The organism is Polyangium jinanense, assembly GCF_028435265.1.
In the GTDB taxonomy this organism is placed as follows: Bacteria; Myxococcota_A; Polyangia; order Polyangiales; family Polyangiaceae; genus Polyangium; species Polyangium jinanense.
The window spans coordinates 121,327-141,046 of record NZ_JAGTJK010000027.1; the positions used below are offsets into that span (position 1 = coordinate 121,327).

The 19,720-nt window shown below is 68.2% G+C and carries 19 protein-coding genes; 9 read left to right on the top strand and 10 right to left on the bottom strand.

The window, feature by feature from the left end; translation table 11 throughout:
• Nucleotides 1-11: 11 nt before the first annotated feature.
• From KEG38_RS35175 to KEG38_RS35185, 3 genes are all read left to right on the top strand, one after another.
• Nucleotides 12-836: a peptidylprolyl isomerase gene (locus KEG38_RS35175; protein WP_272424684.1), complete on the top strand. Its 825-nt coding sequence runs from the start codon at nucleotides 12-14 to the stop codon at nucleotides 834-836.
• 66 nt (nucleotides 837-902) lie between these two features.
• Entirely contained in the window at nucleotides 903-1,454 is a 552-nt protein-coding gene (locus KEG38_RS35180) for a hypothetical protein (RefSeq protein ID WP_272424686.1), read from the top strand.
• Nucleotides 1,445-3,070 (top strand): putative metal-binding motif-containing protein, encoded by a 1,626-nt coding sequence (locus tag KEG38_RS35185; protein WP_272424687.1) that lies wholly within the window; start codon nucleotides 1,445-1,447, stop codon nucleotides 3,068-3,070. Before KEG38_RS35180 ends, KEG38_RS35185 begins: the two co-directional genes overlap by 10 nt.
• A 340-nt stretch (nucleotides 3,071-3,410) precedes the next feature.
• Here the strand turns inward: KEG38_RS35185 and KEG38_RS35190 are convergent, their stop codons facing one another.
• From KEG38_RS35190 to truD, 8 genes are all read right to left on the bottom strand, one after another.
• Nucleotides 3,411-4,370 (bottom strand): hydroxymethylglutaryl-CoA lyase, encoded by a 960-nt coding sequence (locus KEG38_RS35190; RefSeq protein WP_272424689.1) that lies wholly within the window; start codon nucleotides 4,368-4,370, stop codon nucleotides 3,411-3,413.
• Between the two features lie 50 nt (nucleotides 4,371-4,420).
• Entirely contained in the window at nucleotides 4,421-5,884 is a 1,464-nt protein-coding gene (purF, locus tag KEG38_RS35195) for an amidophosphoribosyltransferase (RefSeq protein ID WP_272424691.1), read from the bottom strand.
• Nucleotides 5,885-5,998: 114 nt separating this feature from the next.
• On the bottom strand, nucleotides 5,999-6,724 hold the full coding sequence (locus KEG38_RS35200; RefSeq protein WP_272424693.1) for a cytochrome c3 family protein: 726 nt from the start codon (nucleotides 6,722-6,724) through the stop codon (nucleotides 5,999-6,001).
• A gap of 74 nt (nucleotides 6,725-6,798) precedes the next feature.
• Nucleotides 6,799-7,269, bottom strand: a complete 471-nt coding sequence (locus KEG38_RS35205) for a cyclic nucleotide-binding domain-containing protein (protein ID WP_136933370.1) — start codon at nucleotides 7,267-7,269, stop codon at nucleotides 6,799-6,801.
• Nucleotides 7,270-7,355: 86 nt separating this feature from the next.
• A complete protein-coding gene (locus KEG38_RS35210; RefSeq protein WP_272424696.1) occupies nucleotides 7,356-8,285 on the bottom strand; it encodes an energy transducer TonB in 930 nt (309 codons plus the stop codon).
• A gap of 76 nt (nucleotides 8,286-8,361) precedes the next feature.
• Nucleotides 8,362-8,823 (bottom strand): ExbD/TolR family protein, encoded by a 462-nt coding sequence (locus KEG38_RS35215; protein ID WP_272424698.1) that lies wholly within the window; start codon nucleotides 8,821-8,823, stop codon nucleotides 8,362-8,364.
• On the bottom strand, nucleotides 8,823-9,632 hold the full coding sequence (locus KEG38_RS35220; RefSeq protein ID WP_272424699.1) for a MotA/TolQ/ExbB proton channel family protein: 810 nt from the start codon (nucleotides 9,630-9,632) through the stop codon (nucleotides 8,823-8,825). Before KEG38_RS35220 ends, KEG38_RS35215 begins: the two co-directional genes overlap by 1 nt.
• Before the next feature lie 102 nt (nucleotides 9,633-9,734).
• Nucleotides 9,735-10,838 (bottom strand): tRNA pseudouridine(13) synthase TruD, encoded by a 1,104-nt coding sequence (gene truD, locus KEG38_RS35225; RefSeq protein WP_272424701.1) that lies wholly within the window; start codon nucleotides 10,836-10,838, stop codon nucleotides 9,735-9,737.
• 77 nt (nucleotides 10,839-10,915) lie between these two features.
• On the opposite strand from truD, the gene KEG38_RS35230 reads away from it, so the two are divergent.
• Nucleotides 10,916-11,710: an SUMF1/EgtB/PvdO family nonheme iron enzyme gene (locus KEG38_RS35230; protein ID WP_272424703.1), complete on the top strand. Its 795-nt coding sequence runs from the start codon at nucleotides 10,916-10,918 to the stop codon at nucleotides 11,708-11,710.
• 7 nt (nucleotides 11,711-11,717) lie between these two features.
• Here KEG38_RS35230 and KEG38_RS35235 read toward each other — a convergent pair whose 3' ends face one another.
• Nucleotides 11,718-13,232 (bottom strand): HAD-IG family 5'-nucleotidase, encoded by a 1,515-nt coding sequence (locus KEG38_RS35235; protein ID WP_272424706.1) that lies wholly within the window; start codon nucleotides 13,230-13,232, stop codon nucleotides 11,718-11,720.
• A gap of 176 nt (nucleotides 13,233-13,408) precedes the next feature.
• Between KEG38_RS35235 and KEG38_RS35240 the strand changes: the two genes are divergently transcribed.
• The 5 genes from KEG38_RS35240 to KEG38_RS35260 all read left to right on the top strand — a co-directional run bounded on the left by KEG38_RS35240 (nucleotide 13,409) and on the right by KEG38_RS35260 (nucleotide 19,078).
• Nucleotides 13,409-14,299 carry a ferritin-like domain-containing protein gene (locus tag KEG38_RS35240; protein ID WP_272424707.1) on the top strand — a complete coding sequence of 297 codons (891 nt, stop codon included), beginning with the start codon at nucleotides 13,409-13,411 and terminating at the stop codon, nucleotides 14,297-14,299.
• Nucleotides 14,296-14,994 carry an ABC transporter ATP-binding protein gene (locus KEG38_RS35245; RefSeq protein WP_272424708.1) on the top strand — a complete coding sequence of 233 codons (699 nt, stop codon included), beginning with the start codon at nucleotides 14,296-14,298 and terminating at the stop codon, nucleotides 14,992-14,994. The genes KEG38_RS35240 and KEG38_RS35245 overlap by 4 nt, the downstream gene beginning before the upstream one ends.
• Nucleotides 14,991-16,382 carry an ABC transporter permease gene (locus KEG38_RS35250; RefSeq protein WP_272424709.1) on the top strand — a complete coding sequence of 464 codons (1,392 nt, stop codon included), beginning with the start codon at nucleotides 14,991-14,993 and terminating at the stop codon, nucleotides 16,380-16,382. The genes KEG38_RS35245 and KEG38_RS35250 overlap by 4 nt, the downstream gene beginning before the upstream one ends.
• Before the next feature lie 713 nt (nucleotides 16,383-17,095).
• Nucleotides 17,096-18,220 carry a trans-sulfuration enzyme family protein gene (locus KEG38_RS35255; RefSeq protein ID WP_272424718.1) on the top strand — a complete coding sequence of 375 codons (1,125 nt, stop codon included), beginning with the start codon at nucleotides 17,096-17,098 and terminating at the stop codon, nucleotides 18,218-18,220.
• A 51-nt stretch (nucleotides 18,221-18,271) separates the two neighbouring features.
• Nucleotides 18,272-19,078: a hypothetical protein gene (locus KEG38_RS35260; RefSeq protein WP_272424710.1), complete on the top strand. Its 807-nt coding sequence runs from the start codon at nucleotides 18,272-18,274 to the stop codon at nucleotides 19,076-19,078.
• On the opposite strand, the gene KEG38_RS35265 is transcribed toward KEG38_RS35260, so the two are convergent.
• The gene (locus tag KEG38_RS35265; protein ID WP_272424712.1) at nucleotides 19,079-19,585 is read right to left on the bottom strand and encodes a DTW domain-containing protein; all 507 of its coding nucleotides are present in this window, start codon (nucleotides 19,583-19,585) and stop codon (nucleotides 19,079-19,081) included.
• Nucleotides 19,586-19,720 lie beyond the last annotated feature (135 nt).

Consider the following 19,720-nt stretch of genomic DNA (forward strand, 5'->3'; position numbering starts at 1 on the left):
AAAGACCTCCTATGAAACTTCCCGCGATCCAAAGCCCTGCTTTCACCGCCTTCGCCGCGGCTTCTGCCCTGGTCGTCACCGCCTTCGCGAGCGGCTGTGAGTCGAGCCCTCCCGAGCCCACGGCGGCCCCCGAACGCAAGACCGAGGCCCAGACCCAGAACAAGGAAGCGCCCGGCCAGCCCGAGAAGAGCGCCCGGCCGCGCATCCAGTTGCCGAAGCCCACGAAGAAGAAGGTCTCGGCCAAGCCCGTCGCCGAGGTCAAGCCGAGCGAGGACGATCCGGTCAAGGGCAAGTGGACCCTCGCCGACGCCACGAAAGGCCTGCCCGCGGGCAAGAGCCTCGTGGCCACGATCGAGACGGATCAGGGCAGTCTCGAGTGCACGCTCTTCGAGGACAAGGCGCCCATCACCGTCGCCAACTTCGTCGGCCTCGCGCGCGGCGTTCGCCCGTGGAAGACGCCCGAAGGCAAGTGGGAGAAGAAGCCCGCCTACGACGGCACGATCTTCCACCGCATCATCAAGGGCTTCATGATCCAGGGCGGCGACGCCAAGAAGAACGGCTCGGGCGAGGCCGGATACGTCATCCCGGACGAGGTCTGGGAGGACGCGAACCACGATCGTCCCGGCCTCCTGTGCATGGCGAACCGCGGGCCGAATACGAACAGCGCGCAGTTCTTCATCACGGACGAGGCGGCGTTCCACCTCGACGGCGGCTACACGATCTTCGGCGAATGCGCGCCGGTGGACGTCGTGCACAAGATCGCCTCCGTTCCCGTGGTCCGCGAGAAGCCGGAAACCCCGCCCGTCATCCAGAAGGTCACCGTCACCCGCAAGTGACCTTTTCTGCGCCGGATCCTCCTCTCCCTCGCGGCGCGCGCGAAAAAATTCGGTTACGCTTCGGGCATGCAGAAGCGGCTTATCTTGGTGGCCGCCGCGCTTGGCCTCATCGTCCCGGCCGCGGGTCTCGGCGGGTGCGGCAGCTCGATCGTGCGGGAGACGGAGGGCCAGGGCGGAGGCGGCGGCGAGGGTGGGGACTCGTCGAGCAGCACCGCAACAGGCCCCATCTGGGACGCGGGCAAGGACGCGTTCGACGAGTACATCGATCCCGGCTGCCCCTCCACGCCGCCGCCGATCGAGGACTTCCAGTGTGATCCCTTCGATCAACTGAACAGCGGCTGTTTCCCCGGCGACGGGTGCTTCATTTTCGTCTCATACCCGAGCGAACCCTGCGGCCAGGAGGTCTACGGCGCGTTCTGCGCGCCCGCGGGCTCCGGCGTGCAAGGTGATCCGTGCGGCAGCAACACGGGCCTCTGGTGCGCGGCGGGGTTTGCCTGCGTCGTGACCGGCTCCGGCACGCAGTGTGTGCAGCTCTGTCCGCTCGATGGCAACGATGGCTGCCCGTCCGGGCTCGTGTGCGAGCCGATCGACGTCGAAGGGTTCGGCGGATGCCTGTGAAGCGTTTGCGGAAGGCGCGCGGCGGACGAAGCCTGATCGGACTCTCACTCGCCGCGCTCTCGGGCATGTTCGTGGCCGCGGGGATCGTGGCGGGCGGCTGCGGCGCGCGTACGCCGCTCGATGTCGGCCCGCCTCAGCCCCCTTGTTTCGTCGACTCGGATTGTCCCGGCCACAAGAACCTCTGCGAGCCCGTCTACTGCGACCTCGCGGCAGGTGCAGAGGCAGGCGCCCCGCGAAACGGCGGTCTCTGCATCAACCTCCCGCCCATCGTTTGCGACGACAACGATCCGTGCACCGACGACGCGTGCGTCCCGAAGACGGGGCAGTGCACGTACGAGGTCGCCACGCGTGACAACGACGGCGACGGCTTCCGCGGCCCGCGGCCCGGCACGCTGCCGGGTGATCCGAACGCGTGCGGCGACGACTGCGACGACAAGAGCGAGCTCGCGTATCCGGGCGGTACCGAGGTCTGCGACGGCGTCGACAACGACTGCAACGGCGTCGTCGACGACGGCGCCACGTACATCCCGCTCCTCAACGAGCCCATCCGCCTCTCAGGCGACATCGCGCCCGCGGGCCCCGGCGGCCTCGCGTGGAGCGGCACCTCGTACGCGGCGGCGTACACGGGCACCGTCTCCGGCTTCTCGATGCGCCTCAACATGCTCGCGCCGACCGGCGTGCCGCTCGGCCCCGAGGCGCCGATCGTCTTCCAGAACGGCGACAACGCCGGCGGCCCGATCGTGTGGGTCGGCGATCGGTACGGCATCGCGTGGCAGGATCGTCGCAGCGGCGACTACGAGGTGTACTTCACGCTGCTCGACGAGAGCGGCGCGAAGGTCCTGCCCGACACACGCCTCTCCTTCGCCGAGGGTTTTTCGATCAACGTCTCGCTCGGCTGGACCGGCGGCGAGTTCATCGTCGCGTGGCAAGACGAGCGTGAGGGCCTCTTCGACCTCTACGCGCAGCGCCTCTCCATCGACGGCGCGCCGATCGGCGGCAACGTCAAGCTCACGCAGGCCTTCAACGTGGGCAACGAAGCGCCGCAAATGGCGGCCGGCCTCTCCTCGATCGGCGTCGCATGGGCGCCCGGCGACGCGCTCCAGCACTTCATCCAGTTCCAGGTCTTCAACCAGGATCTCACGCCGCGATCGGCGGCCGTCTCCCTGACGCAGGGCACCAGCGACTCGGTCTACCCCACGATCGCCTGGAACCAGGATCGGTACGTCGTCGCATGGTTCGACAAGACGGCGAACCCCAAGGCGATCTACGGCGCCGTCGTCGACGAGGACGGCAACATCCTCGTCGAGCCGAAGGCACTCACGAACCCCGGCTCCTTCCGCTCGCGTTACCCGAGCATCAAGGCCCTCGGCGACCGCGTGCTGCTCGTCTACGCCGACGATCGCGACCAGAACGACGGCTACGAGCTCTACGCGCTCATGCTCGACGGGAACCTAAACCCTTCCGGCACCGAGCAACGCGTCACGTTCGGCAAGAAGGACAGCATCTACCCGATCGCCACGTTCGGCCCCGACGGCAACGTCGGCATCCTCTTCCGCGACGACCGCGAAGGCCAGCAGCACGTGTTCTTCACACGGCTCGGCTGCATCGTGCCTTAGCGCGATGCTTGGGCCGCCGCGCCGGGGCGCCGCCCCGGACCCCGCGGGGGCTATCCGCCCCTCGACCCGAACCAGGGCAAGCCCTGGACTCGGGTTGGAAGAACCGCGCGATGCGCGGTTCTACCACGAGCCGGTGGCAAGACGAGCGACAACGTTGCCGGTCGACACGTCGCGGCGCTCTCGGTTGGCAGCGTCGCTCCTGGTCTTGCCTCGGCCTGTTCGATGAACTGCGCATCGCGCAGTTCATCGACCCTGGGTCCAGCGCTTGCGCTGGTCCGGGTCCAGGGGCGGATAGCCCCTGGTGGGGCCTGGGGCAACGCCCCAGCGCAGCGGCCCGAGGTCAGCTCGGCCGACGCCGGAACGCGCCGGCTTTGTGCACCTTGCCTGGCAGCGGCCGACCGAGCACCCGCTCGGCCACGTTGCCCGCCTCGATGAGTTTGTCGAGATCGATCCCCGTCTCGATTCCCATCCCGTGCAGCATGTACACGAGGTCCTCCGTTGCCACGTTCCCCGCGGCGCCTGGCGCGTACGGACAACCTCCGAGACCTCCCACCGACGCGTCGAAGTCCCGCACTCCGAGCTCGAGCCCCACCAAGATGTTCGCGAGCGCCGTCCCGCGTGTGTCGTGCAGGTGCAGCGCGAACTGATCCACTCGCATCGCGTCGAGACAACGCAACACGATGTCGCGTGTCTGCTTCGGCGTCCCCACGCCGATCGTATCGCCCAGCGACACCTGGTAGCAGCCGAGTTCCAGCAGCTTCTTCGTGATCTCGACGCTCCGCTCCGCGGACACCGGGCCCTCGTATGGACATCCCCACACTGTCGACACGTACCCGCGCACGCGCAGGCCTGCCTCGATTGCCGGCGGCACGATCTCCGAGAACACCCCCAGCGTCCGATCGATCGACTTGTTGATGTTCTTCTGGTTGTGCGTCTCGCTCGCGCTCATGAACACCGCGATCTCGCCGAGCCCTGTGGCGAGCGCGCGCTCGAGACCCTTTGCGTTCGGGCAGAGCGCGCTGAACGTCACGCCCTCGGGTGGCCGCATCTCGCGCGCCAGATCCTCGGCGTCGGCGAGCTGCGGCACCCACTTCGGCGACACGAAGCTCGTGATCTCGAGCCGCTTCACGCCGGACGCCACGAGCGCCGCGACGAGCTGCTTCTTCGCTTCGAGCGGGACGACGACCGCCTCGTTCTGCAGACCGTCGCGCGGGCTCACCTCGTAGAGCGACACCCGATCGGGCGCGTGGGCGAACAGATCGTGCGGGGCTGCGCTCGAGCTCGAGGGGCGATCCGTCATGGGGTGACCATTGTTCGGCATGCACGGGCGCCGTCAACGCGTTGTGCGCGTTAGCCGTGTACGAGCCGGAGGTGCCTCGATTTCGGGTTCGGGTTGAACGGCACCGGGTAGGTGCCCGAGAAGCAGGCGGCGCAGTATCCGTTCTCGGCCGCCTCCCCGCTGCTGGGCGAGGTCGGCCCGTTCGGGGATGCCACACGCTCGATGTTGCGCACCGACGTGACGAGCCCTTCGAGCGACAGGTATCCGAGCGAGTCCGCGGTCACGTACTTGCAGATTTCGCCCTCGGTGTGCGTGGCTGCGATGAGCTCGGCGCGCGTCGGCGTATCGATCCCGTAGAAACAGGGCCAGCGCGTCGGCGGGCTCGAGATCCGCAGGTGCACCTCGCGTGCCCCGGCGTCGCGCACCATCTTCACGATCTTCCGACTCGTCGTGCCCCGGACGATCGAGTCGTCCACGATCACGACGCGCTTGTTTGCGAGCGCCGCGCGGTTCGGCGAGAGCTTCAGCCGCACCCCGAAGTGCCGGATCGACTGCTGCGGCTCGATGAACGTTCGGCCCACGTAGTGGCTGCGGATCAAGCCCATCTCGAAGGGCGCGCCGGCGCGCTCCGCAAAACCGATTGCCGCGGGCACCCCCGAGTCGGGCACGGGCACCACGACGACGTCCCCCGCGTCATTCCCGCCCGGAACGGGCGACTCCTCGGCGAGCTTGCGGCCGAGCGCCTTGCGCACCTCGTACACGCTCGCGCCTTCGATGAGCGAGTCGGGCCGCGCGAAGTACACGTGCTCGAAGATGCAGAGCTTCCGCGTCCGCGGGGCGAAGGGCCTCAGCGATCGCGTCCCGGTCGCGTCCACGATCACCATCTCGCCCGGCTCGATGTCCCGCACGTACGTCGCGCCGATCAGATCGAACGCCGTCGGCTCGCTGGCGATCACCACCGCATCGACTCCGCCGTGCGACAGGCGACCCATGCAAAGTGGGCGGAAGCCCATCGGATCCCGCACGGCGATGAGCTCGCGCTCCGTGAGGAACAGGATCGAGTAGGCACCTTCGACCTGCCCGAGCGCCTCGGAGATGCGGCTCTCCACCGTCGCCTGCGTGCTCGCGGCGATGAGGTGCACGATCACCTCGGTGTCGCTCGCGCTCTGGAAGATGCTCCCGCGCGCCTCCAGCCGATCCCGCAGCGCCTCGTAGTTCGTCAGGTTCCCGTTGTGTCCGACCGCGACCGACCCGCGCGCGTAGTCCACCGCGAAGGGTTGTGCGTTGCGGATGTGCGAACCGCCGGCGGTCGAGTACCGCACGTGGCCGATCGCCCGGTCGCCGCGCAGCGCCGCGAGATCCGTCGGGGAGAATCCTGCTTGCACGAGGCCCATCGACCGGTGCGGCGTGAGCCGCTCCCCGTCGCTCGTGACGATTCCCGCCGCCTCCTGACCTCGGTGCTGCAGCGCGTGCAGCCCGAGGTAGGTGATGTTGGCGGCCTCGGGGTGGCCATAGATGCCGAACACACCGCACATGCGGCGTCTCTTTAGTACGAAAGCGGGAGCCGGCCACGCGAGGTGGCCCTTGCGGAGCGGGGAGGGGTGGAGAGGGCGGAAAGGCCGGGAGAAAACAGCGCTTGCGGGCGAGCGCTACTTCTTCGCGATGCCCCAGACCTTCGTGATGATGTCGCCCTCGAAGGGATCACCGTGGCAGGTGCCGCACTCCATGTCCTTCTTGTCGGCGCGCGTGAGCTTGTCCTCGTACTGCTCGTCCATGAACTTCTCGAGCGCCTTCTTGTCGGAGTGATTGAGGTTGTGCTCGTTGCCGTCGTGGCACGTGTCGCAGAAGACCGCGCCGCCCTTCTCGTCGCGCAGCGCGACGACGAAGTTCTTCCACATGCCGCGCGTGATCTTGATGTTGCGCGTCTCGGCCTTGAAGTCGCCCTCGACGTGGCAGCCGTTGCAGTCCTTGTAGCCGAGCGCCTTCTGGAAGAGCGGCATCAGCTTCTTCTTCTGCGCGAGGCCGATCTTCGGCAGGTCGGCGAGCTTGTCCGGGGCGAGGCCGATCTTCTTGATGTCCTCGAGCATCTGGCTCTGGCGGATGTTCGTCGACGGTTTGCCCGAGGCGGCCGGCGGCGTCGCGGCCGTCCCGCCCGTGCCCGTCTCCGCGGGCTTCGCGTCGCCGGCGGGCTTCGCGTCGCCTTCGGGCTTCGCGTCGGTCGCGCCGCCCGTCTCGGCGGGCTTGTCGGTCGCGGACCCGTCCGTCTTCTGATCGTTGGCGGTGTCGGGCGCAGGCGTCGAACCGCCGCCGCAGGCCGCGGCGACGCCCGACAGGGCGAGAGCAAAAACGAGGGCGAGGTGCTTCGTGGCTACCATGGTGTCTCGGGCAGACACTACACGACCCGCCTCGCAGGACGGAAGTCCAAGGCGCGAAACTCGCGCCCGTGCCTTCAGAATTTGCCCGTGACCGTGAGGAACGTGAGCTTGTCGTTCGTCTCGCGGAGCCGTTGCGTCAGCATCCGGACGAAGCTCCAGAGCACTTCGTAGGCGAGATCCTTGTGCAGGAACAGGAGGTCCTCGAAGGCGTCCTTGGGCACCGTGAGCAAGCGACAGCGCTCGTGGACGCGCGCGTCGGCCGAGCGGGGCGCCTCGTCGAGCAGGCTCATCTCGCCGAACACCGAGCCGGGCCCGAGCACCGCGAGCGCTTCCTCGCCCATGCCGGGCACCTCGCGGCTGATGCGCACCTTGCCTTCGAGGATGATGTAGAGCTTGTCGCCCGGATCTCCGTGCTGGAAGATCTTCGTCCCGAGCGCGTGGGACTCTTCGTTTGCGACGCGCGAGATCAGCTCGAGCGCCTGGGTGGTGAGCCCCTCGAACAGGGGCACCTTGCTGAGCTTCTCGATGCGTTCGGCGACGTCCACGTGTCCGCGGAGGATAATGAGGCGCCGCGCGGAAAGGAAGCGCGGCGACTCGGCCGCGGCCGATCATGGTCCGCGCGTGATCGTGGTCAGCGCGTGAAGCGCACGCGGATCGGCGGCGTCGCGGCTGTTATCGGGGTCCCGGTCCGGTCGAGCGCCGGCGTGTACCGCCTCGACAGGGCGCAGAGGCGCGCGGCGCGGCCGAAACCGTAGCCCGGATCGTTCACGACCTTCACGGACTGCGGCGACCCGTCCGAACGCACCGTGATGATGATCGACACCACGGCCTGATCGATCTGCTCGGCGTCGGCCTCGGGCGGGAAGGGGCAATCCCAGGCCGAGCTACCGGCGAGGTTCGCGGCCTTCGACAGATCCGGCCCCGCGGGCGCGGGCGGTGGCCCGCCTTTCCCCGTGCCCGTGCCGCCCTCTTTCCCATCGAGCGACGCGCCCTTGTTGTACGTCGGGACCTTTCCGGTCCCCGCCGCGCTCACCATCCCGTAGCTCGGTCCGGTCCCTTCGCCGCTCACGAAGCCTTGCCCCGTCATGTCCACGGGCTCTTCTTCGTCCGGCTCCTGCGTGAGCACCTTCGCGGCCTGCGAGGGCGGCGGCGGCGGCTCCGGATCCTTGTCGGGGACCTCTTCTTCCGGCGCCTTCTCGGCCTTCGGCGCGGGCACAGGCGGCGGCGCCTCGGGCTCCGGCTCGGGCTCCGGGGGTTTTTCCTCGGGCTTGGGTTTGTCTTCGTTCTTCGGCGTCAGGTCGATGTCGTACTCGGTCCAGAAGAACTCGTGCAGACCCTGACGCATCTCCACGACCGCGCGCCGCATGTCGAACAGGGCGGTCATCGCGCGCGCGGAGGCGTAGCCGTGCGAAAGCAGCGCGAGCACGAGCCCGATCGCCGTGCCCGTTTTCGCCGCGCGATCACCGAGCGCGACGACGGGCGCGAGCGGATCACGGTCGCGCTCGGCGGTGTGGTGGAACTGGCCTCCCCCCATCACGACTCTGTTCGCCGCCGAGCTCATGATCAATCTATCTCCAAGGTCCGGGCGTGGAGCTCCGCGTGGCCTTACGGAGCCCCTCGAGTTTCGAGCGAAATTATCACGGCGTCACGGGCGTGGGCGGCGGGGCCGGGGCCGCTTTGCCGTCCTCGGCGGGCACGGGCGTCACGCCGAAGGCGATCTTCGTGATCCCGGCGCGCTTCAAGAGATCGAGCGCGTGAAGCACACGGCCATGCTGGACCGTCTGCTCCGCGCGGATGACGGCGCGCAGATCGGGCGTCTTCGCCTGCGCCTCCTTCGCTCGCGGGAGCACGGCGTCGTCGTTCGGCAGCTTCTGGCCGTCGATGACCATGTCCCCGTTCGCGCGGAGCTCGACGCTGAAGACCATCTGCACTTCTTGCCCCGACGCGGCCTTCGGCAGGTCGAGCGGCAGGGCCTGCGACACGATGATCTTCGCCGTCACCATGAAGATGATGAGGAGCACGAGGGTGATGTCGACGAGGGGGGTGACGTTGATCCCCTCGACCATGTTGTCCTCGTTGTTCGAGCTCGACGCGGCCATCAGCCGTTCTCCTCGCTGGACTCTTCCTCGTCCTCGCCCTTCTTCGCCGCCTTCTTGTTCTGCGCGCCGTTCGTCTTCGCGGGCTTCGCCGCCTCGGTCTTCTTCGCGGCCACGGCGAGGGCGATGTCAGAGGCGGCCTCTTCGATGGCGCTCTCCTTCTCGCCGTGCAGGTGCGCGAGCAGGACACGCGTCAGCGCATCCGTGTTCGCGATCGTCGAGCGGATGAGGCGCTGGAAGTAGTTGTTCGCGGCGACGGCCGGGATGGCGACCGCGAGGCCGACGGCCGTGGCGACGAGCGCTTCGGCGATGCTCGACATGACCTGCTGCGGGGCCATCGCCGCGGAGGCTGCCTGCGCCATCGGCTTCTCGGCGGCCTTGCCGAGCGCGTCGAACGCGCCGACGACGCCGATGACGGTGCCGAAGAGGCCGATGAACGGAGCGTTGTTGCCGAGGGTACCGAGGTACGCGAGGCGCCGCTCGAGCTTCATGCGCTGGAGGGCGAGCGCGCCGGCCATCGCCTCTTCGGCGGCCTTCGGCCCGCGATCGGCCTCGACGAGGCCTGCCTTCACGACGGCCGCCTCGGCCGAGGGCGAGGCTTCCATGCGCTTCTGCGCGGCCTCGATCGAGTCCTTCAGCGTATTCCGCAGGTCCCGTGCCAGCACGACCACGTCGTCCCGCAGCGACCAGAAGAACCAGGCGCGCTCGAGGATGATCGCGACGCTCACCACGGAGAGCCCGATCATGAGCCACATGACCCAGGCAGCGCCGAAGCCGACCATGATGCGCTGCAGCCACTCGATGAGATTCATCTTCCGGTTGTGCCTTTCCGTCGTCGTGGGCCCTTGCAGCCCGGGCTTTTGATCTGGTTCACACGCCCTCTCGACGAGCTTCGAGGCGGGCGCGAAGTGGCGCTAAGCGGAATCGGAAGGCTCGGAGGAGGACTCGTCGCCTTCATCGCCACCGTCCGCGTCGCTGGCGCGTGAGGTTGCATCAACGATCTGACAAGCGGTGGCGAGGACCGTTGTGGCGTAGCCACCCTTCGGTAGCACAAAAGAAACGGTGAGCCCGCCGGATGCGTCAATCGGACGCACCAGCATGTCGGCGACCATGAGCCGCAGCGGCCGCCGGGTGCCCTCGCCGAGGGCGCGGAAGGCTTCGAGCCGGCTCGCATCGGGCAGCACCGTGGCGAGCACCTCGCGCTCGATGTCTCGCGGCGTGCCCTCGGGCCAGCGCATCTTCGCGCCGAACATCGGCCCCGTCGCCGAGATGGCCCCGGCCTCGGCCCGCGCCTTCGCGTCGTCGAGATCTCGCCCCTCGGCGGGGACGGCGAAGATCCCGCCGGAGTCGTGCTTTTTCGCGAGATCCCCCGGCAGCACGGCGGCCCAGGTCCCGGCCTCGACCCGCCGCCCGAGCACCTCGTTGAACAACATCGACTGCAGGGCCGAGAACAAAAGCCGCTGCTCGCGCCGATCCCGCGGCCCCCGCTCCTCCCCGCGCAGCCAGGCAAGCGCCCGCGCCGGGTTCTGACCGTCGCGCCCGAACCGTTGCGGTCCAAACGAGTTCGGCACCCCCACGCGCCCTGCCTCCGCGAGCCGCTCCCCCACGCGGGCGGCGTCGTCCTGCGCGAGACCTCGCAGCGTGATCGTGAACCGGTTCCCCACGAGGTGCCCCGGCTTCAGCTTGTTCCCGTGCCGGGCCGCGCCGAGGATCTCCACGCCCGGCAGCGACATCTGGGCGAGCTTCGCCTCCGCGTCCTCCGCGATCGGCACCTGGATCGAGATCGTCTGCGTGGTGATTGCGTGCCGGTCCTTCATTCCGGCCCAGCCCGTGCCGCGCGGATCGGCGCCGAGGGAACGCGCGAGATCCCGCGCCACGTCGGGCGTGTTTTTTCCGGTCTTGCGCAGGGTGACGTAGAGGTGCTCGCCCTTGCCGCTCGGCGCGTACGCGGGGATCTCCTCGACGACGAAGTCCTCGGGGCTCGTACGGATCCTGGCGATCGGAAGGGGCGCCTGCATGGGCGGCAGAGGTTGACCGAAAACCGAGGCCCGTCCAAGCGGCCACGGCGGATTTGCCCTCGCCGGAAGCTTTCGGTATGAGTCGACGAGGCGGCTCGCTCGTCCTTCGTGGCGCCATGAAGCCCATCGTCTTTTTCCGCTCTCCTCAGGCTCTTGGCCTCGCGGCCGTCGCGCTTCTCGCGGCGACCTTGCCGGCGCCTTCGGAGGCGGAGGCGAAGGGGAAGAAGTGCGCCGAGGGCATGGTGCGCGTGGCCGACAAGTACTGCATCGACACGTACGAGGCGCACGTCGTCGAGATCGTCGGCAAGAACAAGACGAAGTCGCACTCGCCGTACCAGTCGGTCTCCGGCCTGCGCGTGAAGGCCGTGAGCAAGAAGGGCAAGGTCCCGCAGGCGTACATCAGCCGCGATCAGGCCGAGGAGGCCTGCAAGAACGCGGGCAAACGCCTCTGCGCCGACGACGAGTGGATCGGCGCCTGCAAAGGCAAGAAGCCCACGACGTTCCCGTACGGCAGCGATCACGTCTCCGGCGTCTGCAACGACGGCGGTTTTTCCTCGTTCAACGCGCTTTACGGCGTCGCCGGCGGCCCGCCGCCGCAGGAGGCGTACACGTTCGCGAACATGAACGACGAACGCCTCAACCAGATGAAGGGCACGCTCGCGAAGAGCGGCGCGTACAAGAAGTGCAAGTCGAGCTACGGCGCCTTCGACATGGTCGGCAACCTGCACGAGTGGACCGCCTCGAAGTCGGGCACGTTCCGCGGCGGCTACTACCTCGACACGCACCAGAACGGCGACGGCTGCGACTACAAGACCACCGCGCACAACGCGCGGTACCACGATTATTCAACCGGCTTCCGCTGCTGTCAGTGACGCCTGATCAGAGCTCGTGCGGCATCAGATCGCGCGGGCTCCGCCAGTACTGAAGCGGCGAGTACGCCAGCATGTTCGACACGCGCGACGTGTAGATGCAGGCGAACTCCTCGACCTGATCGCCGAAGCTACTCGGCTCGATCGACTCCTTCAGCAGCGAGCCCCAGTAGGGGTGGAAGCGCTGATCGATCTCGCGTTCGAGCTTCGTCGCCTCCGCGTCCACGGAGCGCAGCATGCCCCGGATCCGCTCCACGGCGCGCTTCGCTCGTCCTCGCTCGGCCTCGTACGAGATCCCGCTCCCGTTGGTGATCCCGTGCCCGTTCTTCACGGCCTGCGCCGCGTCCTCGATCTTGCGCGTCAGGTCCTTGTACCGCTGCTGGTAGTACCGGAGCTGATCCTCGAGCTCGTCCCTGCGCTGCTCGAGCTCTGCGCTCTTCTGGTGCTCCTCGCGGCACATCTCGTGCGCGATCACCTCGGCCTCCATCTCCTGGATGATCATCGCCGTCCGCCAGGCCGACTCTTTCTTCGACCTCAAAATATCGCCGTAGATGTGATCGCCGACGTAGAGGATCCGGTCGCCGCCGATGCCGAGGGCGGCTTCGAGGTCGTGGAGGTTGCCGCCCTCGTAGATCACGCCTCGTTCGAGCGGGTACGTCGCGGGCCGCAGGTTGTCGCCGTCGCGCTCGAGGAGCGGCCTGCGCTCCTGGAAGAACGCCGGCTTCTGCGCCGCCACGATGATCAGGTCGAAGTAGTGACGGAAGCTCGGGTACTCCGGCATCGCGTCGCCGAGCAGGTACGTCATCATCCGCTCGGTGTAGGGCCAGCGCGAGTTCGTCAGCAAAAACAGCCGTTTGCCCGCCGAGCGTAGCTTGTGCAGCGTCGGCGCGAGCAAGGGGTCGCGCTCGATGAACCGCGGCAGATCCCCGAGCACCACGTCCAGGATGGAGCCGTCGCGGTGCGCCTCGTCGATGCACTCGCGGATGTCCGTGAACAGGTTCGCGTAGTCGAGCTCGATCCGTCGCGCCTCGAACGCCTCCACGATGCCCGTGTAGAGCGCGACCTCGCTCAGCGCGTAGAGCGTGTCGATGAAGTGGTAGCGGCCGGTATTCGGCTTGACGCGCTTCTGGTGGTAGAGCGAGCGCAGCTCCTCTTTCGTGAGCTCACGCAGGCCGTGGTAGCCTTTGTGGACCACCTTGAAGCGGTCCATCTTGAGGACGTTCCCGGCTTTTTTGTCGATCAAGAGCCCGCGGATCGGGAAGTCGATGGGCCAGGTGATCCCGCGGAGGATGTCCTCGTCGTAGCCGCGCTTGGCGAGCTTCGGGATCACCGCCTCGATGGACAGCTTGTCCATCTCGACCTGGTTGTAGATCGCCAGGGTGTAGTCCATGTCGAACCCCACCCAGTCGATCCCCGCCATCTTCAGATTGCGGTTCACGAACACCCGTCGCGTGCGCGGGATTCGCGCCGGCGCGGTGGGGGTGAGGTGCCCCTCGAACGGTAGAGAGAGCTGTTCGAACGCCACGGGACCCACAACCATCCTACCTCATCCGCAGCACATAGGCGCGCCGTCCACGTTGCACGCGTGCGTTCTTGTTCCAGCCCGCTCTTCTTCGCTCCCTCGTTCGCCTTCTCCGCGGACCCGTGCCCGCGTGACCTCCGTGCGCTATCGTCCGCCGGCACCCTCCGTCCTAGGCAGCGATGACGAAGAACAGGGAGAGCGGTCCGCTCCGGCGCCCCACCTCGTGGTGGCTCGGCATGCTGAAGAGGCGGGCCGAGCGGATGTACGAAGAGAAGCTCGATCTCCGTGAGCCCATCGTGTGGGCGTCCGAGGTAGAGCGGCAGGCGGCCATCGCCTTCTTCAACGCGGCCTTCCGCGCCGAGGAGTCGGGCCTGCGCCAGGCGCACGAGCTCGCCGACGAGATCGCCACCTGGGATCCCGAGCTTGCCGAGTGCCTGCGCCTCTACGGCAACGAGGAAGGCTGGCACCGCGAGCTCTTGACCGAGTTCCTCGCCTACCTCGGCGGCGAAGTCCGCCCCATGGGCCGCGTCACCGGCACGTTTTACCGCCTCTACGGCCGGGCCAAGCGCATCGAGACGATCGTTCTCACGAACCTCATGTTCGAGACGATCGGCTCGACGACCTATCGCCTCGCCTTGCGCCGCGCACGTCACCCGGCCGTGCGCCACGTGCTCACGATCCTCACGCGCGACGAGTCCTTCCACGTCCCGCTGAACGTGCACTTCCTCCGCGAAACGCTCGCGCGAAACCCGGGCACCTCGCGCCTGCGCCTCCAGGTGATCCACGACGTCCTCTACGTCGCGCTGCTCCTCTCGTCCTACGCGAGCCGCCGCCGCGCCGAGGCCTTTGATCACATCCCGTTCCGCGTCCTCTGCCGCGCCTACGCCGAGCACCTCGCGCGCCTCTTCGTGAAGGAGGACGATCTCCGCCTGCGGCCGCCTCAGCTCTTGCTCTGGCTCTTCGGCCTCACGGACGAGGTGCTGCGCGACGGCGAGGACACGTCGGCCGTGAGCGTGCGCGCCGCCGAGGCCGCCGTGGATCGCGAGCGCGTCGCGGTCACGGCGCTGTGAGCGTCCCGGCCATCCGCACCCGCAGCCTCTGCCGCGTGCACGACGGCGGACGCGACGCGCGCCGGGCCCTCGTGGACGTGGAGATCGTCGTCGAAGAGGGCGAGTTCGTCTGCGTCCTCGGCCCGAGCGGATCGGGCAAGAGCACCCTGCTCGCCGTGATCGGCGGGCTCGATCGAGGCTACCAGGGTCAGGTCGAGCTCTTCGGCGAAGACCTCGGCCGCATGAGCGACGCGGCCCTCGCGCGTCTGCGCGGCGAGCGCATCGGCTTCGTCTTCCAGCACTTTCACCTCCTGCATCACCTCACCGTGATCGAGAACGTCACGACGCCCGCGCTCTTCGATCCACGCGGCGACGAGGAAGCGTGCCTCGCGCGCGCAAAACACCTCCTCGATCGACTCGGCCTCGCCGATCGTGCCGGCGACACGCCCGCGGAGCTCTCGGGCGGGCAGCGACAACGCGTGGCGATCGCGCGTGCGCTCCTTCGCAAGCCGAAGCTTTTGCTCTGCGACGAGCCCACCGGCAACCTCGACGAAGGCACGGGCGCGCGCATCATCGAGCTCTTCGAGGAGCTCCATCGTGAAGAGCGCCTCACGATCGTGGCCGTCACGCACGAAGCGCGCCTCGCGCGCGCCGCGACCCGCATCCTCCGCCTGCACGAAGGCCGCGTGGACGCCACGAACGAGGAGCCCGCATGAAGCTCGCCGCCCTGGTCCGCCTCGTGCGCCGCGACCTCGCACGCGCGCGCCGCGCCCTCGCCGGCAGCGCCTTCGGCATCACCGCAGGCACGGCCACGCTCGTGTTTTTCCTCGCCCTTGGCCTCGGCGTGCGCGCCGTCCTCCTCGGCGAAGTGTTTCCCATCGATCGGATCGAGCTCGAGCCCCCGAAGGCCAAGGATCCGGGCCTGCTCGGCTTGCTCCTCGGCGGCGGCAGCGAGCCCACGGGCATCCGCCCCGACGACGTCGACGCGCTTGGCCGCGTGTCCGGCGTCAAGCGCGTCCTGCCTAAGCTCTCCTTGGCCTTCCCCGCGAGCGCGCGTGGCGGCCGCGAGATCCTCGGCCACGACGTCGGCGCCGGCGAGCTGCCCGGCGACGGCATCGATCCCTCGCTCGCCGCGGGCGACGTGAAGCCCGGCCTCTTCGTCGATCCGATGGACACGCCCGGCCCCGCCTGCGCCGACGACGCCGCCTGCACCGGCGGCGCGTACTGCGAGCGCGCGGAAGGCGCCGCCGAGGGCCGATGCTCCGCGCCCGTACCCGCAATCGTCAGCCGTTACCTCGTCGAGATCTTCGACAAGAGCATCGCGCCTGCGCACGGCTTCCCGGCCGTCGGCGAGACGCTTCTCAGCCGCGCGCAGGGCATCACCTTCACGGTTCGCCTCGGCGAGAGCCTGCTCGGCCGCGCCAAGCAGGGCAGCCCTCGCACCATCAGGGCCCGCATCGTCGGCATCTCGGGCAGCGCCACCGACCTCGGGCTCACGTTCCCGCTCGGCGTCGTGCGCCGCTGGAACCGCGAGTTCGGCGGCGAACGCGCGGCCGAGCGGTATTCGAGCGCCGTCGTGGAGGCGCGCTCCGGCGCCGAAGTCGCGGACGTCATCGACGCGGGCACCCGCATGGGGTTGTCCCCGAAGGACACACGCGCGCGCGACGTCAGCGTCCTCGTCTCGGGCGTGATGGCGTTGCTCTCGCTCGTCGCGGGTGTCGTCCTCGTCGTCAGCGCGTCGAGCATCACGCAGACCTTCCGCGCGCTCGTCCTCGAACGTCGCGGCGAGATCGCCCTCTACCGCGCGGTCGGGGCCACGGCGGGCGAGATCGGCGCGTGGACGGTCTCGCTCGCGGCCGTCGTTGGTTTCTTCGCGGGCGCGCTCGGCCTGCTCGTCGCGCGCATCCTCGCGTTCTTCGCGGACTGGGCCGCGGCCGAGAAGCTTCCGGACTTCCCGTTCAAGCCCGACACCTTCTTCGCGTTCCCCTGGTGGCTCTGGCTCCTCGGAATGGGATTTTCCGTCTTGTTTTCGGTCCTCGGTGCCATCGGTCCTGCGCGTCACGCCGCGAAAGTCGATCCGGCGCGGGCGCTCGCTGGCAGTTAGCCGGCTGCGAACCACCCGGCGACGGGGTCCGGACCTGGTGATCGGGTCACCCAGGGTCGATGAACTGCGCGATGCGCAGTTCATCGCAGCGCCTTTCACCCCCTCTCCACCGCGCGCGCAGGTCCCTCGACCTCCGTCATCGGTCTTCGACCCCGTTCCCGCAGGTCGCGGGACCTCCCAGATCGTGTGGGAACCCGTTCGCGCAGGTCCCAGGACCTCCCGGATCGATGTTGCGCTCCGTTCGCGCAGGTCCCAGGACCTCCCGGATCGATGTTGCGCTCCGTTCCCGCAGGTCCCAGGGCCTCCCGGGTCAAGCTTGAAACCGTTCGCGCAGGTCCCTCGACCTTCCCAGGATTGGTCTCATGTCGAAGCCGCTTCGCTGGGCTTTGCCCCAGGCCCCACCGGGGCTATCCGCCCCTGGACCCGGGGCCTGCGCAAGCGCTGGACTCGGGGTCGATGAACTGCGTGATGCGCAGTTCATCGAACAGGCCGATTCAAGACAGCCGCGCTGCCATTTCAACGGGCAACGTCGTCGCAGCGGCCCGTTGGAAGAACTGCGCGCAGCGCAGTTCTTCCACCAAAGGTCCAGGGCTTGCCCTGGTTCGGGTCGAGGGGCGAACAGCCCCCGCGGGGCCCGGGGCAGCGCCCCGGCGCGACGCCTCGCGGAGGATCGCCGGCTTGAAACGGACATCGTGAGGGACAAAGATGCGAGCATGAGCACGGACCTACCTCTCGCGAAGATCTCGTCCGCCGAGTCACTGCTCGTTGCGGCAGGACGTGACCGACGCCCGGGGGCGCCGCTGAATCAGCCGCCCGTTCCAGCCTCGAATTTTATCCTCGGCACCGAGCGCGCTTACTCGCGAGACGACGGCACGCCTACGTGGGAAGCGCTGGAAGAGATCGTTGGACTCCTGGAGGGAGGCCACACCGTCGCTTTCTCCTCAGGCATGGCCGGTGCCGCCGCGGTCTTCGATCAACTGCGCGTTGGGGCGCAGGTCGTGATTCCAGACGATTGTTATCAGGGCGTGGTCGGGCTCGCCGAACGTGGGAACCAGAAGGGCTTCTGGAGTCTTCGCAGATTGGCCGTCGACGATACCGACGGGTGGGTGCGGGCCTGCGCGGATGCAGATCTCATTTGGCTGGAGTCTCCGTCGAACCCGCTCCTGACGGTGGCCGACGTGCGCACCATCTGTTCGGCCGCCCGAAAGCCATCGGCCCTCTTGGCGGTCGACAATACGTTCGCGACCTCCCTGAATCAGCAGCCGCTCGAGCTCGGCGCTGACATTTCCTTCCAGTCGGCAACCAAGTTCATCGGTGGGCACTCGGACCTGCTCGCTGGGGTGGTCACCGTGCGACGTGACGATCTCCGCGCGGCTTTGCGGCGCTCACGTGAGCTGAATGGAGCCACGCCCGGCGCGCTCGAGTCCTACCTCGCGGTGCGTGGTGCGCGCACGATGGCGCTCAGGCTCGAACGCGCCCAGGCCAATGCGATGATCCTCGCGGAGCGCCTGCATGCACACCCTCGTGTCGCGGTGGTCCGGTACCCGGGACTTCGCAGCCACCCGACGCACTCGATTGCGCGCGAACAGTTGAAGGGCTTCGGCACCATCATCTCGTTTGATGTTCGTGGCGAGGCTCGGGCGGCCGACGAGGTGTGTTCGCGGGTCAGGCTCATTCATCACGCCACGAGCTTGGGAGCTGTGGAGTCGACGATGGAACGCCGTGCAGGCATCCCCGGCCAGGAGCATCTGCCCCCATCCCTCCTTCGGTTGAGCGTCGGAATCGAGAATGTCGAGGAGCTCTGGGCAGACCTCGCAGCGGCCCTGCGAGACGAGTAGGACGCGACCTCGTCACACTCTGCCCGGCTCCGCCGATAGGGGGACAGCGCCATGCCTCGACCCCTCCGCCTCCTCCTCGTCCTTGCCGTGATCCTCCTCGCCGCCACCTCGGCCCAGGCGGCCGAGCCGCTCGTCATCCAGGTCATCGTCCCTCTTTGCTCGAATGCCCAGATCGATTGCGGCAGCAATGTCGCCGGTGACCCCGACCGCCTCGACACGAACCTCTACTGGGGCGCCGCCTTTGGCCACCGCCGCTACTTCGACCGCAAGAAGAGCGGTTTCACCCGCGTCGACGTCGTCCCCGCCGACGGCCCGCGCCTCGAACGTGTCGTCTATCGCCGGCTCGTCTCGGCAGAACCTTTCGGCGGCAAACGCGGTGAAACCCTCGAACAGATCGTCGTCCTCGACGCCTACCACGGTGATTCCATCGACCGCGCCGTCGAAGCCTTCTGGCACCTCGCGACCCGCGGCGGACGTATTCGATTCCACGACGGCGGCAAAGAGCGCGAGGCCCGCATCTCCGTCGCCGGCTACGCGGGTCACAATCGCCTGATGGACGGCGTCCGCCTCCCACCCACGCCTGGCCCCGAGGAGCGCGGCCGCGCCATTCCCTCGTTCGTTCTGGCCTGCGACTCCGAGCCTTATTTCGGCCCCGCCTTGCGCGCCGCGGGCTCGGAGACGTGGCTCATGACCCGCTCGCTCATGGCCCCCGAGGGATACGTCCTCGACGCCGTCGTCAACGCGATCGGTGTGCATGCGCCTCCTTCCACCATTCGCGACCGCGCCGTCGACGCCTACGCGAAATGGCAAAAGCTCTCCCGCCGCGCCGCGGGCTCTATCTTCGCAAAACCTCGCTGATCACCGCCCGCCCCGCGGATTCTCCATCGCCACGCGCGCGGCATTCGACCGGACGTACACCGTCCGCTCCAGGAACGTCTCGAAGGCCTGCATCATCTGCGCCTCGACCTCCGGCCCCTCCAGGATCCCGAGCGCCCGCGCGATCGCTTCCATCGTCGACATCGTCCCCTCGCGCTCGCTGCGCCGCAGCGCCCCGAACCGCGTGGTTTGGCCCTCTGGCAGCTTCACCGGGAGAGCCTTTTCCGCGTCCGGATCCCGCCGCGAAATGCGCCGCGCTTGCCCCCACGTCCCATCGGGCACCATCAGCACGGCGCGCCCTCCCTCCACGAGATCCGCCGAAAGCACACGCGCCTCCGCATCCGGAAACAACAAGAGCACGCGCCCCTCGGGCAAGGGCGCCGCGGGCTCGCGGCTCGGATCGCCGTGCACACGCACGATCGTCTCGGGGATCATTCGCGCCACGAGCCGCCCGGTATTCGAGCTTTTGAACCGCTCCAGGTGATGCACGAGCAGGACTAGTACATCATCCCCAAAGTTCGTAGTGGTTCACGCGATCGGCATGAGCATCCAGCTGAAGGAACCGTGGAGGAGGTCGAGCAGCGGCTCCTGCTCGCGGTGCTGATAGGGCGTGGGCTCCCAGCG